Source organism: Streptomyces sp. NPDC028991, assembly GCF_055564775.1.
The window spans coordinates 79,260-93,599 of the sequence record NZ_JBVHVP010000002.1 but is presented as its reverse complement, the minus strand read 5'-3'; the positions used below and the strand labels follow the sequence as shown (position 1 = coordinate 93,599).

At 69.8% G+C, this 14,340-nt stretch carries 15 protein-coding genes; 3 read left to right on the top strand and 12 right to left on the bottom strand.

What is annotated here, in order from left to right; translation table 11 throughout:
• Positions 1 to 65 precede the first annotated feature (65 nt).
• The 7 genes from ccsB to hemL form a co-directional block, all read right to left on the bottom strand.
• A complete protein-coding gene (ccsB, locus tag ACZ4V1_RS04475; protein WP_468329225.1) occupies positions 66 to 1,199 on the bottom strand; it encodes a c-type cytochrome biogenesis protein CcsB in 1,134 nt (377 codons plus the stop codon).
• Positions 1,196 to 3,004: a cytochrome c biogenesis protein ResB gene (gene resB, locus ACZ4V1_RS04470; protein WP_468329222.1), complete on the bottom strand. Its 1,809-nt coding sequence runs from the start codon at positions 3,002 to 3,004 to the stop codon at positions 1,196 to 1,198. The genes ccsB and resB overlap by 4 nt, the downstream gene beginning before the upstream one ends.
• Before the next feature lie 3 nt (positions 3,005 to 3,007).
• A complete protein-coding gene (locus tag ACZ4V1_RS04465; protein WP_468329219.1) occupies positions 3,008 to 3,778 on the bottom strand; it encodes a cytochrome c biogenesis CcdA family protein in 771 nt (256 codons plus the stop codon).
• Position 3,779: 1 nt separating this feature from the next.
• Positions 3,780 to 4,514 carry a TlpA family protein disulfide reductase gene (locus tag ACZ4V1_RS04460; protein ID WP_468329216.1) on the bottom strand — a complete coding sequence of 245 codons (735 nt, stop codon included), beginning with the start codon at positions 4,512 to 4,514 and terminating at the stop codon, positions 3,780 to 3,782.
• Positions 4,515 to 4,580: 66 nt separating this feature from the next.
• Positions 4,581 to 5,879: a polysaccharide deacetylase family protein gene (locus tag ACZ4V1_RS04455; protein WP_468329213.1), complete on the bottom strand. Its 1,299-nt coding sequence runs from the start codon at positions 5,877 to 5,879 to the stop codon at positions 4,581 to 4,583.
• A gap of 248 nt (positions 5,880 to 6,127) precedes the next feature.
• Entirely contained in the window at positions 6,128 to 6,775 is a 648-nt protein-coding gene (locus ACZ4V1_RS04450; RefSeq protein WP_468330887.1) for a histidine phosphatase family protein, read from the bottom strand.
• A gap of 38 nt (positions 6,776 to 6,813) precedes the next feature.
• Positions 6,814 to 8,130, bottom strand: coding sequence for a glutamate-1-semialdehyde 2,1-aminomutase (hemL, locus tag ACZ4V1_RS04445; protein ID WP_468329210.1), 1,317 nt, complete (start codon positions 8,128 to 8,130; stop codon positions 6,814 to 6,816).
• A 326-nt stretch (positions 8,131 to 8,456) separates the two neighbouring features.
• Here hemL and ACZ4V1_RS04440 point away from each other — a divergent pair, with 326 nt between their 5' ends.
• Positions 8,457 to 9,083: a hypothetical protein gene (locus ACZ4V1_RS04440; RefSeq protein WP_468329207.1), complete on the top strand. Its 627-nt coding sequence runs from the start codon at positions 8,457 to 8,459 to the stop codon at positions 9,081 to 9,083.
• 164 nt (positions 9,084 to 9,247) lie between these two features.
• On the opposite strand, the gene ACZ4V1_RS04435 is transcribed toward ACZ4V1_RS04440, so the two are convergent.
• The 4 genes from ACZ4V1_RS04435 to ACZ4V1_RS04420 form a co-directional block, all read right to left on the bottom strand.
• On the bottom strand, positions 9,248 to 9,397 hold the full coding sequence (locus tag ACZ4V1_RS04435; protein WP_468329204.1) for a hypothetical protein: 150 nt from the start codon (positions 9,395 to 9,397) through the stop codon (positions 9,248 to 9,250).
• A gap of 217 nt (positions 9,398 to 9,614) precedes the next feature.
• Positions 9,615 to 10,160 (bottom strand): flavoprotein, encoded by a 546-nt coding sequence (locus ACZ4V1_RS04430; protein ID WP_468329201.1) that lies wholly within the window; start codon positions 10,158 to 10,160, stop codon positions 9,615 to 9,617.
• Between the two features lie 55 nt (positions 10,161 to 10,215).
• Entirely contained in the window at positions 10,216 to 10,446 is a 231-nt protein-coding gene (locus tag ACZ4V1_RS04425; protein WP_468329198.1) for a DUF397 domain-containing protein, read from the bottom strand.
• Entirely contained in the window at positions 10,443 to 11,321 is an 879-nt protein-coding gene (locus ACZ4V1_RS04420; RefSeq protein ID WP_468329195.1) for a helix-turn-helix domain-containing protein, read from the bottom strand. Before ACZ4V1_RS04420 ends, ACZ4V1_RS04425 begins: the two co-directional genes overlap by 4 nt.
• 183 nt (positions 11,322 to 11,504) lie before the next feature.
• Here ACZ4V1_RS04420 and ACZ4V1_RS04415 point away from each other — a divergent pair, with 183 nt between their 5' ends.
• Together ACZ4V1_RS04415 and ACZ4V1_RS04410 are read left to right on the top strand one after the other, a co-directional pair.
• Positions 11,505 to 12,920, top strand: a complete 1,416-nt coding sequence (locus ACZ4V1_RS04415) for a hypothetical protein (protein WP_468329192.1) — start codon at positions 11,505 to 11,507, stop codon at positions 12,918 to 12,920.
• The gene (locus ACZ4V1_RS04410; protein WP_468329189.1) at positions 12,847 to 13,563 is read left to right on the top strand and encodes a 2'-5' RNA ligase family protein; all 717 of its coding nucleotides are present in this window, start codon (positions 12,847 to 12,849) and stop codon (positions 13,561 to 13,563) included. The genes ACZ4V1_RS04415 and ACZ4V1_RS04410 overlap by 74 nt, the downstream gene beginning before the upstream one ends.
• On the opposite strand, the gene ACZ4V1_RS04405 is transcribed toward ACZ4V1_RS04410, so the two are convergent.
• Complete coding sequence (locus ACZ4V1_RS04405; protein WP_468330884.1) at positions 13,541 to 13,984, bottom strand: ATP-binding protein; 444 nt, start codon at positions 13,982 to 13,984, stop codon at positions 13,541 to 13,543. The genes ACZ4V1_RS04410 and ACZ4V1_RS04405 overlap by 23 nt on opposite strands.
• Between the last annotated feature and the right edge of the window lie 356 nt (positions 13,985 to 14,340).

Genomic DNA, 14,340 nt, shown 5'->3' with positions numbered 1-14,340 from the left:
CCGAAGGCCGGTTCCCATGACGTGGGCCACGGGAACCGGCCTTCGGGGTGCGCGGGTCCGGCGCGTCAGAAACCGACGGACTGGAGGGCGCCCAGGCCCACGTCGGCGTAGGAGTGCTTGCCGGAGACGAAGATGTTGACGCCGTAGTAGTTGAACAGCCAGCAGCCGAAGGCGGCCAGCGCCAGGTAGGCGGCCTTGCGGCCCTTCCAGCCGGCGGTGGCGCGGGCGTGCAGGTAGCAGGCGTAGGCGACCCAGGTGATGAAGGACCAGACCTCCTTGGGGTCCCAGCCCCAGTAGCGGCCCCACGCGTCGCCCGCCCAGATCGCGCCCGCGATGATCGTGAACGTCCACAGCGGGAAGACGGCGGCGTTGACGCGGTAGGCGAACTTGTCGAGGGAGGCGGCGGCGGGCAGCCGGTCCAGGACGGAGTTGGCGAAGCGGCCGGGCTCGCCCCCGTTGGCGAGCTTGTTCTCGAAGGCGTCCTTGAACAGGTACATGATCGTGGCGACCGCGCCGACGTAGAACACCGCGCCGCAGAAGATCGCGGTGGAGACGTGGATGTACAGCCAGTACGAGTGCAGCGCGGGGACCAACTGGTCGCTGGCGGTGTACAGGACCGTGACGGCGAGGCCGAGGTCGAGCAGGACCGTGGTGATCAGGGGGAGGCCGAGCCAGCGGACGTTCTTCCTCAGGACGAGCAGCGCGAGGTACACGCCGACGGCGACCGTCGTGAACGTGATGTTGAACTCGTACATGTTGCCCCACGGCGCCCGCTTCACCGAGAGGGCGCGGGTGAGCACGCCGCCGAACTCGATGACGAAGGCGAGCGCGGTGAGCGAGATGGCGATCCGGCCGTAGAGGTCGCCCTTCTCGGTGCCGCCGTGCGCGCCGGGCCCGTCGGGTACGTCGCGGGAGCCGGTGGCCGCACGGACGACGACCTTCGGCCGCTCCAGTACGGCGGTGCCGCCGGCCTTGTTCACGGTGACCGCCGGGCCGGTCTCCGCCTTCTGCGCACCGCTCGCGGTGAGCGCGGCGGCGGTGCGGCCGACCTTGCTGCGGCTGCCGAAGAGCCACTCGGCGATGTAGGCGAAGAACGCCAGGGTGTAGACGGCCATCGCGGAGTAGATCAGCGTGTTGCTGATGTTCGCGAGGTTCTCGTTGGTCGCGGCGGCCAGATCGGTTGCGGCGGCGAGAGTCACTTCTCAGACCCTTCGGCAGATACGACGTGGGAGTCGGGGGAATCGGGGGTGTCGTCGTCGTTCTTCGGTGCGTCGGGTGCGTCCGGCGCGTCGGGGGCATCGGGCGCGTCGGGGGCGTCGGGGGCGTCGGGGGCGTCGGGGGCCCGCTCGTACAGGATCCCGGCGAGGTCGCCGAGCTCTTCGGGGACCTTCGCGGACTCGCTGCGGCCGAGGCCGGCCATCTCGACGACCGTCACGCCGTCGGCGCCCTTGACGGCCCGCACCCAGACGCGGCGGCGCTGGATGAACAGGGAACCGGCGAGGCCGAAGATGGCGGCGACCGCGCCTGCGAGCGCCCAGCCGCTGGCGGGCTGCCGGGTGACCTGGAAACCGGCCCACTCCTGGACGCCGTCGAAGGTGACCGTGCCGGCGCCGTTGGGGAGCGTCATGGTCTCGCCGATCTTGAGCTGCTTCTTGAACAGCTCGCCGTCGGAGTCCTTGAACTCCTTCAGGTTGGTCTTGTCGAGCTGGTAGATGCTCTTCGCGAAGCCCGCGTCGACACCGAGGTCGCCGTGGTAGGCGGAGAGCGCCAGCATCGGGTTCATCAGCGCGGGGAAGGTCGACAGCATCGTGCTGCCCTCGCCGCCGTAGGTGGGCAGGAAGAAGGCGTTGAAGCCGAGCTGCTCCTTCTTGCCCTCGGCGTTGCGGTAGCCGTCGCGGACCATGACGGCACCGGAGGAGGTGACGTTGGAGTCCAGCGGCAGCAGGGCGGTCGCCTCCTTGTCCATCACGACGTTGCCCTTGGCGTCCTTGACGGTGAGGACGGGCGCGTAGCCGTGGCTGACGAGGTAGACCTTGGAGCCGTCGATCTCCAGTGGCTCGTTGACCTTGATGGTGGTCGACTTGTCCGCCCCGTAGGCGCCTTCGCTGTAGTCGACCTTGGCCTCGTAGATGCGCGGGGTGCCGCGGTTGGGGCCGGTCGGCTCGTAGGTGCCGTGGAAGTCCTTCAGGCTGAAGCTGAAGGGGGCGAGGTCGTGGTCCGGGTCGAAGAGGTTGCCGGACTTGAAGTCGTCGTACTGGGTGAGGGTGTTGGAGAAGCCGTCGCCCTCCAGGATCAGCTTGTTGCCCTCGTACTTGAAGAGCTGGCCCCAGGCGAAGGCGATCAGCATCACGATCAACGCGATGTGGAAGGCCAGGTTGCCCACCTCGCGCGCGTAGCCCTTCTCGGCGGCGACGGCGTCACCGACGGTGTGGGCGCGGAAGCGGCGCTTCTTCAGCAGCGTGAGCGCGGCCTCGCGGACCTGCTCGGGCTCGGCCCCGGTGCGCCAGGTGGTGTACGCGGGCAGCCGGGTCAGGCGCCGGGGGGCACCGGGCGGACGACCGCGGAGCTGGCCGACGAACTGCCAGGTGCGCGGGACGATGCAGCCGATGAGGGAGACGAACAGCAGGATGTAGATCGCAGAGAACCACACCGAGCTGTAGACGTGGAAGAGGCCGAGCGTGTCGTAGAGGGGCCCGAGGACGTCGTGCTTGTCGCGGAAGTCCTCGACCTTCAGGGCGTCGACGCCCTCCTGCGGGATCAGCGAGCCGGGGATCGCGCCCAGCGAGAGCAGCAGGAGGAGCAGCAGCGCCACCCGCATCGAGGTGAGCTGCCGCCAGAACCAGCGGACCCAGCCGATGACGCCCAGGGAGGGGAGGTTGGGTGCCTCCTCCTTGGGTGCGGTGGAGAGCTGGGAACCGGCGGCGTCGAGGTCCTGGTCCTCGCCGGCCGCCGGGGTGCCCGCGGAGGTGCCCGTCGGGGTCTTGCCCGTGGTGGTCTTGCTCATCGGTCAGATCCCTACAGTGAAGCCGTTGGACCAGGTCTGCATGTCCTGCACGATGCTGTCCCACACGCCGGTCAGCAGCAGCAGCCCGGTCGCGATCATCATGACGCCGCCGACCCGCATCACCCAGACATAGTGGCGCTTGATCCAGCCGAAGGCGCCGAGCGCCTTGCGGAAGGCGACCGCGGCGAGGACGAAGGGCACGCCCAGGCCGACGCAGTAGGCGACGGTCAGTATGGCGCCGCGGCCGGCGGTGCCCTGGTCGGCGGAGAGCGCCAGGACGGACGCGAGGGTCGGGCCGATGCAGGGCGTCCAGCCGATGCCGAACAGCGCGCCCAGCACGGGGGCACCGATCAGGCCGTTCACGGGCTTCTTGTGGAAGCGGAACTCGCGCTGGGTGAGCCAGGGCATCAGGCCCATGAAGAAGACGCCCATGAGGATCATGAACACGCCCAGCACCTTGGTCAGGACGCTCTGGCTCTCCTGGAGCGTCTGGCCGAAGTAGCCGAACAGCGCGCCGCTGGAGACGAACACGGCGGTGAAGCCGAGGACGAAGAGCGACGCGCCCGCGACCATCCGGCCGCGCCGGGCCTCTTCGAGGTCGGTGCCGGTGACGCCGGTCACGTAGGAGAGGTAGCCGGGGACGAGCGGCAGGACGCAGGGCGAGAAGAAGGAGACGAGGCCGCCGAGCAGCGCGATGGGCAGGGCCACCAGCAGGGCGCCGTTGAGCACGGTGCCGTTGGTGCCCGCCACGGCGAGCGTGGACAGTGCGCTCACGTCACTTCTCCGACTCGCCGGACATGGCGGCGGACCCGGCTGACTCGTCGTTGAGGAAAGGCTCGAGCATCTTGCGGAGCTTCTCCTCGCTCAGCGCCTGGAGGGTGCGCGCGGCGACCTTCCCCTCCCGGTCGATGATCAGCGTCGAGGGGATGGCCTGCGGGTTGAGCGTGCCCTTCTCGAAGCGGAGCATCAGCTTGCCGGTCGGGTCGTACAGGCTCGGGTAGCTGACCCCGAACTCCTCCTCGAAGGCGCGGGCCGGGCCGGTGGAGGTGTCGCGGGTGTTGATGCCGACGAACTGGACGCCCTGGTCCTTGACGTCCTGGTAGACCTTCTCGAAGTTCTTGGCCTCGGCGCGGCACGGCGGGCACCAGGAGCCCCACACGTTGAGCACGACGACCTTGCCCTTGTAGTCGTCGACGTCGAGCTGCCCCCCGTCGACCGTCTTGCCGGACAGGTCGGGGGCGTCGGCCCGCTCACCCTTGTCGACTGTGGAGATGCCGTCCGCGCCGGTGACGAAGCCGGTGTTGCCGCCGCCGCCCGAGGTGCCGCCGGAGCCGCAGGCGGTGGCGAGCAGCGCGACCGCGACGGCGCCGGCGGTCAGGGCGGCACGGCGACGGACGCGGACGGTGCTGCCGGTCCGGAGCGAGCGGTTCGGCATGCGGTCCGAGCGGTCCGGGCGGTTCGAGCGGTCCGAGCGGTTCGAGCGCAGGGGGGCGCGGCTGGCGGCACTCATGTGAAAAGTTTCGCATGTCCGTTCCGGGGATCTTTCGCACCCCCCTCGCGGGCGGAAACCCGCATTTCAGGCGGCGTTTCCGGAGGAAGCCGGTGCCTCCTTCAGGAAGGCCTTCCAGCCGCCGGCCGGCTGCTGCCCCACCTCGATGGTCCGGAGCCTCGCCAGCACCTCCGGCTTCTGCACGTCCAGCCAGTCGGTGAACTGGCGGAAGGAGACGAGCCGGATGTCCTCGCCCTTCTCCCTCTCCCGCGCGATGTGCTTGAGCGCGTCCTCGACCGCGTCCATGTAGATGCCGCCGTTCCACTCCTCGAAGTGGTTGCCGACGAAGAAGGGCGCCCGGTTCGACTCGTATGCCCGCTTGAAGCCCGATATGTAGGCCTTGGTGGCCTGCTCGCGCCAGCCGGGGTAGTTGTGGGCGGGCGCCTTGGTCGAGTTGACCGACTGGTTGGCGAGGATGTTGTAGTCCATGGACAGCACTTCGAAGGAGTGTCCGGGGAAAGGTATCTGCTGCAACGGCAGGTCCCAGATGCCGTCCTTCTTCGCCGGCCAGACCTGACGGCCACCGGGCGAGGAGGCGTCGTAGCGCCAGCCGAGTTCCCGGGCGGTGGGCAGCAGGTTGTCCTGGCCGAGCAGACAGGGCGTGCGGCCGCCGACGAGTTCCTTGTCGTAGTCGAAGGGCAGGGACGGCAGGTCGCTCCAGCCGGTGTTGGTCCGCCACTCCTTCACGAAGGACTTCGCCTGGTCGATCTCGCTGCGCCACTGTGCCGGCGTCCAGTTCCCGACCGAGCCGCTGCCGCCGCAGAAGTGCCCGTTGAAGTGAGTGCCGATCTCGTGCCCGTCCAGCCAGGCCCGGCGGACGTTCTCGAGCGTGTCCTTGATGTGGGCGTCGGTGAGGTAGCCGATATCGGAGGCGCCGCGCGGGTTGTTCGGCGGCTCGTACAGACGCTTCTTCGACTCGGGCAGCAGATACAGGCCCGAGAGGAAGAAGGTCATGTGCGCACCGTGCTCCCGGGCGAGGTCGAGGAAGCGCGGGAAGAGCCCGTTGCCGACCTCCCCCGCCCCGTCCCAGGAGAAGACGACGAACTGCGGCGGCGTCTCGCCGGGCTCCAGCGGCACGGGCGCCGCCGGCTGGTGCGGCTGCTTGCCGGTATACGACGTGGAGCCGTCGCCGATGGGCCGGGCCGGTGCCTTGCTGCTGCCGGAAGGCGAGGGCTGCCCGGAACCGCCGCCCTCGCGGGTGCCGTCCGACGATGTGTGGGAGCCGGAAGAGCCGGAACCGCAGCCCGCGAGCCCGACCGCGGCCGCGGCGCCCGCGCCGAGTCCGAGCATCCCCCTGCGGGTGAGAGTGCGGGTGGAAGTGCGCATCGCAACCTCGTTCGTCGCGTCCTCTGGTGGTCACCCAGTCAGAGGACGTGACGAACGTGCGGGTTCCGGATATTTGTGCGGATTCCGTAACGAGGGTCACATACCGCGAGGTTGGTCATACGGCTGCCGGCCGGACCGCCGGCACAGCGACCGGTCGAGCCGCCGACACGACCACCGGCCTGACCGCCGGCACAACCACCGGTCGAGCCGCCGGCACAGCGACCGGTCGGGCCGCCGTTCGGCCGTCTTCAGGCCCCGTACGCCTTGCCCTGCCCCTTGACCGGCTTGGCGCCGGCGAGGAGGTGGGCCGGAACCAGGTCGCGGGCTGGCTCGGTGTAGCCGACGGAGACGATGCGGTCGCCCCGGTACGTGAACGTCGTCAGGGACGCCAGCGTGCACTGCCGCTTGCGCGGGTCGTGCCACAGCCGCCGCCGCTCGACGTACGACCGCAGCGTCCAGATCGGCAGCTGGTGGCTGACGACCACGGCCTCGTGGCCCCGCGCCCGGTCCCTGGCCGCGTCCAGCGCGCCCATCATGCGGACGACCTGATCGACGTACGGCTCGCCCCAGGACGGCTTGAACGGGTTGACCACGTGCCTCCAGTTGGCGGGCCGGCGCAGCGCCCCGTCACCGATGCCGAAGGTCTTGCCCTGGAAGACGTTGCCGGCCTCGATGAGCCGCGCGTCGGTGGCGAGGTCGAGCCCGTGCGCCTTGGCGATCGGCGTGGCCGTCTCCTGCGCCCGCTCCAGCGGGGAGGCCACGACATACCTCACATCACGGGGGGCGAGGTGCTCGGCGACCCGGTCGGCCATGCGCCGGCCCAGCTCGGAGAGGTGGTAGCCGGGCAGCCGGCCGTAGAGGACGCCGGTGGGGTTGTCCACCTCGCCGTGCCGCATCACGTGGACGACGGTCAGCTCCTGGTCGGTGTCGTGGCTCACGCGGTCGCCTCCGCAGCCGCGCGGGCCGCCGCCGGGAGGGCGTCGGCGATGCGCTGGACAGCCCGCTCGTCGTGGGCGGTGGACACGAACCAGGACTCGAAGGAGGACGGCGGCAGGTAGACGCCGTTCTCCAGCAGCGAGTGGAAGAAGGCGGTGAACCGGAAGGACTCCTGCGCCCTGGCGTCCTCGTAGTTCCGCACCGGCCCGTCGGTGAAGAAGACGGAGAACATGTTGGAGGCGGTCTGCAGCGTGTGCGCGACGCCCTCCTTGCTCAGCGCCTCGGTGACCAGCCCCTGGATCCGCTCCGACACGGCGTTGACCTTGTCGTACGCCGCGTCGTCGAGGAGCCGCAGCTGCGCGAGGCCGGCGGCGGTGGCGACGGGGTTCCCGGAGAGGGTGCCGGCCTGGTAGACGGGCCCGGCGGGGGCGAGGTGCGCCATGACGTCCGCGCGCCCGCCGAACGCGGCGGCGGGGAACCCACCGCCCATGACCTTGCCGAAGGTCATGAGGTCGGGAACGATACCCTCCACCCCGTACCACCCGGCGCGGCTGGTCCGGAACCCGGTCATGACCTCGTCGGACACGAACAGCGCGCCGCCCGCCGCGCACGCGTCCTTCAGCCCCTGGTTGAACCCGGGCAGCGGCGGCACGACGCCCATGTTGCCGGGCGACGCCTCCGTGATCACGCAGGCGATCTCGCCGGGGTGGGCGGCGAAGGCGGCGTGCACGGCGTCGAGGTCGTTGTACGGCAGCACGATCGTGTCGCTCGCCTGGGCGCCGGTGACGCCGGGGGTGTCGGGCAGCGCGAAGGTGGCGACGCCGGAGCCCGCGGCGGCGAGCAGCGAGTCGACGTGGCCGTGGTAGCACCCGGCGAACTTGATCACCTTGGTGCGCCGCGTGAACCCGCGGGCGAGCCGGATGGCCGACATGGTCGCCTCGGTCCCACTCGACACGAGCCGCACCCGCTCCAGCGGCGCGACCCGCTCGACCATCGCCTCCGCGAGGGCGACCTCACCCTCGGCGGGCGTGCCGAACGACGTCCCGCGCGCGACCGCGTCCTGCACGGCGGCGATCACCTCGGGGTGGGCGTGCCCGAGGATCATCGGCCCCCAGGAGCAGACGAGGTCGACGTACTCCCGGCCGTCGGCGTCGGTCAGGTACGGCCCGGTGCCGGACACCATGAACCGGGGCGTGCCGCCCACGGCCCGGAAGGCCCGCACCGGGGAGTTCACGCCGCCCGGCGTGACGGCCGCCGCGCGGTCGAACAGAGCCTGCGAGGCCGGTGCTTCGTATGGATATGCCAGTTCGCTCATGCCTGCGACTTCTCCGACCTTCTCGACCTTCTCCGACGTATCGGACTCTGCTCGGGCCCTTTCGGGCCCCGCCCGACCTCTGGTTGCCCAGGGTGACCTCATCAGGGTAGACAACCGCCCCGATCGCCGTACCGTCTGCCAGACTGGAGCCCATCCACGCAGCTCACGCGGGCGGCGCGGAGAGGGGCTGCCGGCCGCCCGACGACATATGACGGACATATGTTTCACCGCACGTTTCGGCGAGCGGCCGTGGGGGAGGTCACTGACACGATGATCGGGTTGCGCGGCGGGGGCCACGCGTCCTAGAAAAGCAGTCGGGTGGAGATATGCATCGCGGTGGCGGACTGGGCGAGGGGACCGACGACCTGGGTCCTCGACGTGCCCGGCGGGGAAGACACCGACGCGACGCGGAGGAAGCGACCGAAGCACGTCAGGCACACGGCACACCGAGCGAGTCCGACCGGCTCGAGAGGCGGGCCGACCGGCTGGGGGCGGGGAGCGGGAATGGTGGTCGGGTGGGGGTGACCTACAAGTACTTCGGCGCGCCCGACGGCGCGACCGCGGCCCGCGTCCCGATCTCGATGCGCCCCGAGGAACTCGGCGGCGACGAGCTCGGGATGAACGGCATGTTCACCAAGATCAAGCCGGAGACCATGGCCGCCATGGTCCTCACCGGCATCGAGGGCGTCCCCCTGCACAAGGTCCCGCCCCTGGAACTCGTCGTCCTGCACCCCGACTACGCGGTCGTGAAGCTCCCGATGACCGTCGTCGACCCCCTGCGCGGTATCGGCGAGGAGGCGGTCGGCGCGGCCGCCTTCATCTGGTCGACGGTCCCGGACCGGGGCGGGCCGAGGGACGCGTTCAACGTGTACCAGTTGCTGCACGAGTGGCAGGACTTCAGCCATCGGTTGCATGAGGCGGGGCATCAGCCTTATTGCCTAGTGTGGCCCTGAGCTGGGGTTTCTTGCGGGTTGGGCGGGGCCTTCGGGTCCCGCTCTCGTCGTTTGCCGGGAGGGGGCGTCAGGCCGCCAGGGCACATGGGTTAGGGCTAGAGCACTGATGTGCCCTGAGCTTCGCCGGTGTCCTTGGGGCTCCGCCTCGGTGAAGGCATAATCGATCACATTGCCGGTGCGTGTACGTCCGCAACGTGAAGCCACGCGCGGATGATTTGTGGCAGCCTCGCGAGCACCTCGCTGATCTGCGCCAGCAGTAGCGTGACGCAGCCGGACGCGGCGAGGATGACGAGGGTCACTTCGTCCCACTTCACCGGGGGCCTCTACCTTCTGCTGGGTCGTCTCGCGGCGCTCGGGCGGCTGCAGAACCGCGCGACCGAGTCTGACGTGGACGTGGTCCGGCCGACGCCCAACACACGCGCCCGTGCAGCACAGGCCCGCAGGACAGTGCGGCCCGATGGGACACCCAGCACTCCGGTCCACGAGGCAAGCACCGTCTCGCCCCCGCCGCCGCGAGCACGTCGTCGCTGATCACGACCGCGCGGGCAACCTCGGGGCAAGCAGCTCCAGCACTTCCTCCCAGCGGTAGCGGTCGGCCCCACCGCCTGCCTTCGGCCGGTGAGGCTCGTAGGAACCGATCAGGACACCCATTTCGCGCAGCAGGTCCAGACTCCTACGGTATGCAGGATGGGCGGCCTGGGCGGAGTTCAGGTACGGCAACATGGCGACCGGAACGCCCATGGCGGGCGCCTCGCACAGGATGCCCAGCGCCAGGTTGTCCGAGATCCCGGCGGCCCACTTGTTGACCGTGTTGAAGGTCGCCGGGGCGACCGCGATCGCATCCGCAGCTCGGCTCGGGCGCGGCTCCCCCGGTGACCGCCAGGCCGAGCGAATGAGGCGGCCGGTCTGGATCTCGACTGCTTCCGCGTCAAGGAAGCCGAGCCCTTGCGGGGTGGCGACGACGCCGACATCCCAGTGCCGCTCGTGCGCTGCCGTGATCAGCCGGCCGATGTCGGCTGCAACCCCAGCCGCGCAGACCACGATCTGGAGGAACGGCTTGTCGGACTGATTGCTCACGCGGGCGCTCCTAGTCAGCGGCTGAAACGGGCGCATGTGCGGCTCGGGCAGTGCCTCAGCCGATGCAAGCCTCACCGTCGGCGTATCGGTCCAGCAGATCGCCCAGGGCGGAACGGCTGAGGATCACAGGTGGGAGGTCGGGGGCCTTGGAATCGCGCACCGCCGCATACGCACCGAGGTCGGCGATCTCGACGCAGTCGTTGGCGCCTCCGCTGTAGGAGCTCCTGCGCCAGTGCGCGTTGTGCAGTTCCTCGGAGCGGGGGCGGCGGGGTGGAATCGTGCTCAAGGTTCGAGCTCCTCGGCAGTGCGGATGAGGCGGGTAAGGGTCTCGGCCGGGCTGAGGGCGGAGGCACTGAGCTGGTCGAAGGTGTCCGTGTAGTTCTGGACGTCGCTTTGGGACTCCAGATACACGGAGTTGTTGGGGTTCTCCAGCCAGACCAGCGGAGCTGTGGGTTGGGGGAAGGTGAGGATGACGAAGGGGCCGTACAGGCCCGGATGGGCGCCGAGGGTGAACGGGAGGAGCTGGATGGTGACGTTCGGTTGTTCGCCGACCTGGACCAGGCGCGCGAACTGCTGGCGCATCACGGTGGGTGAGCCGATGACGCGGTGGAGGACGGCTTCGTCCAGGACGGCCCGCAGTTCGGCGGGGCGCTCACTGGACAAGCAGCTTTCCTGGCGCTCCATGCGTACCTTGACCAGAGCGTCCACCTGATCGTCACCGAGATCAGGACGCATCTGGGCGATGACAGCGCGAGCGTAGTCCTCCGTCTGAAGCAGGCCGGGAACGAGCAAGGGCTGGTAGTTGGCCAGCGCGACGGCACCTGCCTCCAGGGCGAGGTAACCGTCGTAGCGGGTCGGGGTGAGAACCGTGGAGTACTTGCGCCACCAGGGCTTCTGCTGTTCCTTATCGGCACGCACCAAGTCCAGGATGTCGTCTCGCAGCTCGGTGTCCGTGACGGCGTAGCAGTCGAGGAGAGCGCGAACCAGTACCGGGGTGGTACCGCGCTCGCCGGTCTCGATCCGGCTGAGAGACCCCTGGTTGACTTCGATCTGCTCCGACACCTCGGTGAGGGTCAGGCCGGACGCCTCCCGTAACTCGCGCAGCCGTGTGGCGAGCTGGCGTCGGTAGACCGACTGAGGGACCAGCCTCTTCAGTGCCATGGAAGCAGTCTGTCCATCCGCCCGTCGGCGGACAACCCGAACGGGCCAACTTGGCCAGACATATTGCCTAATTGCGCTTTGCGTCGGCACTCTTGCGTAGGACATCCCGTACGCCGCACGGTCCGGCGTGCGTGCCGTTCGCCGAGGAGCCCCTGGTTCCGCCGACGTGTTGGGAGGTCTTCCATGCCCCGGAACACGCTGCTTCGGCAGTTACTCGAAGAGCGCCACCTCACGACTTACACGGCGTTCGAGGTGCAGTTCTCCCGCGCGGCCCGGAACCTGGCCGAGGAGGCGGGCGACCCTCGGCTGACCTCGGTCGCGGTCTCTTCGCGACAGTTCGACCGGTGGATGAGTGGGGAACTGAAGCAGCTTCCCCGCCCCGACACGTGCCGCATTCTGGAGGAGCTGCTGGGCAGGGCTGCCCGCGACCTGTTCGCTTCGGCCTCGGCTCAACGGCCGACTGCCCCAGAGCCACTACCGGCGGACGTTCCACTTTCTCCCCAGGCCGGCCCGACCGCCCACGATGACGACCCGGCGGAGATCGTCGCCCGAGCCCGCCAGCTGGCCTGCGGCAACGTCGACCAGACCACTCTGTCCTTTCTCGCCTCCCGGATCGAGGCGATCACCGAGCGGTACGAGAAGGATGGGCCGGACGGCCTGTGGGGACAGACGAAGAGCCTGCGCGGCATGGGGCACACCCTGCTCGCCGGTCAGCAACCTCCGTCCGCACGCAGGGAACTGTTCCGGATCACCGCACGTGCCGGCGGGCTGCTCGGCTACATGGCGGTGAACACCGGCGCGTTTCCCCTGGCTGAGGCGTACTGCGCCGAAGCACTGGAACTGAGCCGGGCGATCGGCGATCTCGACACCGAGATGTGGGCCTGCGGCACCCAGTCCTTCGCGGCGTACTACTCAGGCCGTTACGACGAGGCCGACGCGCGGGCCGCCGCCGCGGTGGACCGGGCGCCGAACCACCCGCAAGCCATCCGGCTGCTGGTCAACGGCCGGGCCCGGGCGCTCGGCAAGCTCTGTGACCGGAACCAGGCCGAGCGGGCCATCGGGCGGGCGCTGGAGCTCTCCGACCGGCATGACGTGACCCCCGGCCTGACCTCCTGCATCTCCTTCTTGCCGTATGGGCGGGCCCGCACCCTGGCCAATGCGCTGACCGCCCGTGTCGCTCTGCAGGACACCCGGCACGTGCTGCGGGACGCCGAAGACCTCGACGACCTGGTCGAGAAGTCCGAGTCCGCGTGGAGCCGCTCGCTGGTCCGCCTCGACGTGGCCACCGCGGTGCTTCAACAGCGAGCACCCGACGTGGAGCACGCCATGTCCCTCGGGCAACAGGCGATCACTCTGGCCAGCCCGCTGCCGATCAGCTCGGTGCTGCAACGCTCTCGGGACCTGTACGAGCGAGCAGCCCCTTGGCGGTCCCGGCCGGCGGTGCGCGAGTATGACGAACAGCTCCGCGTCTGGGGCCGTCAGCTCCCGCCTGCCGAGGCGGGGCGATCACGAAGGAGTTCGCCGGGTGTCTTGGCCGCACATCCAGCTCAGCGCCGATCCCGCAGCCTTCCCTGCCCACCCGCCGGCCGACCTGAGTGACCCGGCGGTGATCGCGGCGCACGACCAGGCCGCCTTCGACGCCGTGGAGACCATGGTCGATCACTGGGACCGACCCGGCTGGACGGCACACACCCGGGCGTACTACTGGATGCTCACCTTCCCCGGCAGCCCAGCACTGGCCGACCTCGCTCTTCGCTGCCAGCAGCACCTCGCGCCGCTCGGCCTGGATGCTGTCCCCGACGACGGGTTGCACATCACGCTCACACGCGTCGGTTCCGCCGCAGCGCTGCCGCTGAGCCGTCTCGATGACGTCATCAGCACGGCGGCCCCGCTTCTCCCTGCGGCCTTCCGCCTGCGGGCGGTCCCGCTCGCGGGTTCTCGGGGAGCCGTACGCCTGACGGTCGCCCCTTGGGGCCCGGTACTGGCGCTGCACGCGGCCCTCAGCGAGTCCATGGCTCTGCTGGGGCTGGCTCCCCGCAAGCCGACCGCGCTGTTCCGCCCGCACCTGAGCCTGGCCTACAACAACCGGCCCCGCCGCGCCGCCCCAGTCATCGAGGCCGTCACCCCACTCCGTGGCCTCGCGCCAGTCGATCTGCACGTCCAGGAAGCGCAGTTGGTGGAGTTGCGACGCGAGGACCGCGCCTATCGGTGGGACGTCGTCAAGAGCCTGCCGCTCGGCTGACTGCCGTTTTCCCGCGCGGCAGGACGGCAACGACCGCCTTGCCGACGGCGGTGGTCTCCACGTACCACCGACATGCCAGCGTCTGCACCAGCCACAGCCCACGGCCGGACTCGGCAAGCGGATCAGCAGCCGTCTCCGACAGGTGCACACGACCGTCGTCAGGCTCCGGGTCGTGGACCGCGACGACGACCTGATCCCTGTCGATTTCGATGGTCAGACAGTCGGGGCCGGCAGTCGTGTGTCGCACGGCGTTGCCCACCAGCTCGGATACGACCAGCACCGCGTCGTCCACGCAGGGGGCGACGTCGGCCAGCACCGTGCGAACCCGGTCACGGGCCGGGGCGAGCGGCTCGCATCGACCGGCCAGGGGCATCCAGTGCGTGTGCGGACGATGGCTCGCCGGGTTTGAGTCGTTCAGCATCGCGGTCACTCTTCCGGTCGTACGAACGGGCGTGACCCAGGTTCGTCCTGTCCCGAACGCGTTTCCACGCCGTCCGACCGGCGCTTCTCCGCCGTCCAGACGGCGGGGAGACGGCGTAGCGGCGGCGTGGAAACGCCACTACCGCGACGAGAGCCTCGAAGCCGACGGTCGGCCCTTCCAGGGGCGTCCGGTTCGCCGACTTCACGCAGAGGAGATCACCGTGCCCGTCCTCGTACGAGGTACCTACCGGCTCCGCCTCGCCGTGCCAGGGGAGACGGGGCGATGACGGCCACCGCCCTCCGCCCCGGTTGGTCCCATCCCGTGCGAGCCGCCGTACCGCCCTTCACCGAGGCTGG

What these genes read in the sequence shown, in the direction of transcription:
- resB (WP_468329222.1), bottom strand. Translation starts at nt 3,004, where the DNA reads ATGAGCAAGACCACCACGGGCAAGACCCCGACGGGCACCTCCGCGGGC.
- ACZ4V1_RS04460 (WP_468329216.1), bottom strand. Translation starts at nt 4,514, where the DNA reads ATGAGTGCCGCCAGCCGCGCCCCCCTGCGCTCGAACCGCTCGGACCGC.
- ACZ4V1_RS04455 (WP_468329213.1), bottom strand. Translation starts at nt 5,879, where the DNA reads ATGCGCACTTCCACCCGCACTCTCACCCGCAGGGGGATGCTCGGACTC.
- ACZ4V1_RS04450 (WP_468330887.1), bottom strand. Translation starts at nt 6,775, where the DNA reads ATGCGGCACGGCGAGGTGGACAACCCCACCGGCGTCCTCTACGGCCGG.
- hemL (WP_468329210.1), bottom strand. Translation starts at nt 8,130, where the DNA reads ATGAGCGAACTGGCATATCCATACGAAGCACCGGCCTCGCAGGCTCTG.
- ACZ4V1_RS04440 (WP_468329207.1), top strand. Translation starts at nt 8,457, where the DNA reads ATGCATCGCGGTGGCGGACTGGGCGAGGGGACCGACGACCTGGGTCCT.
- ACZ4V1_RS04420 (WP_468329195.1), bottom strand. Translation starts at nt 11,321, where the DNA reads ATGGCACTGAAGAGGCTGGTCCCTCAGTCGGTCTACCGACGCCAGCTC.
- ACZ4V1_RS04415 (WP_468329192.1), top strand. Translation starts at nt 11,505, where the DNA reads ATGCCCCGGAACACGCTGCTTCGGCAGTTACTCGAAGAGCGCCACCTC.
- ACZ4V1_RS04405 (WP_468330884.1), bottom strand. Translation starts at nt 13,984, where the DNA reads ATGCTGAACGACTCAAACCCGGCGAGCCATCGTCCGCACACGCACTGG.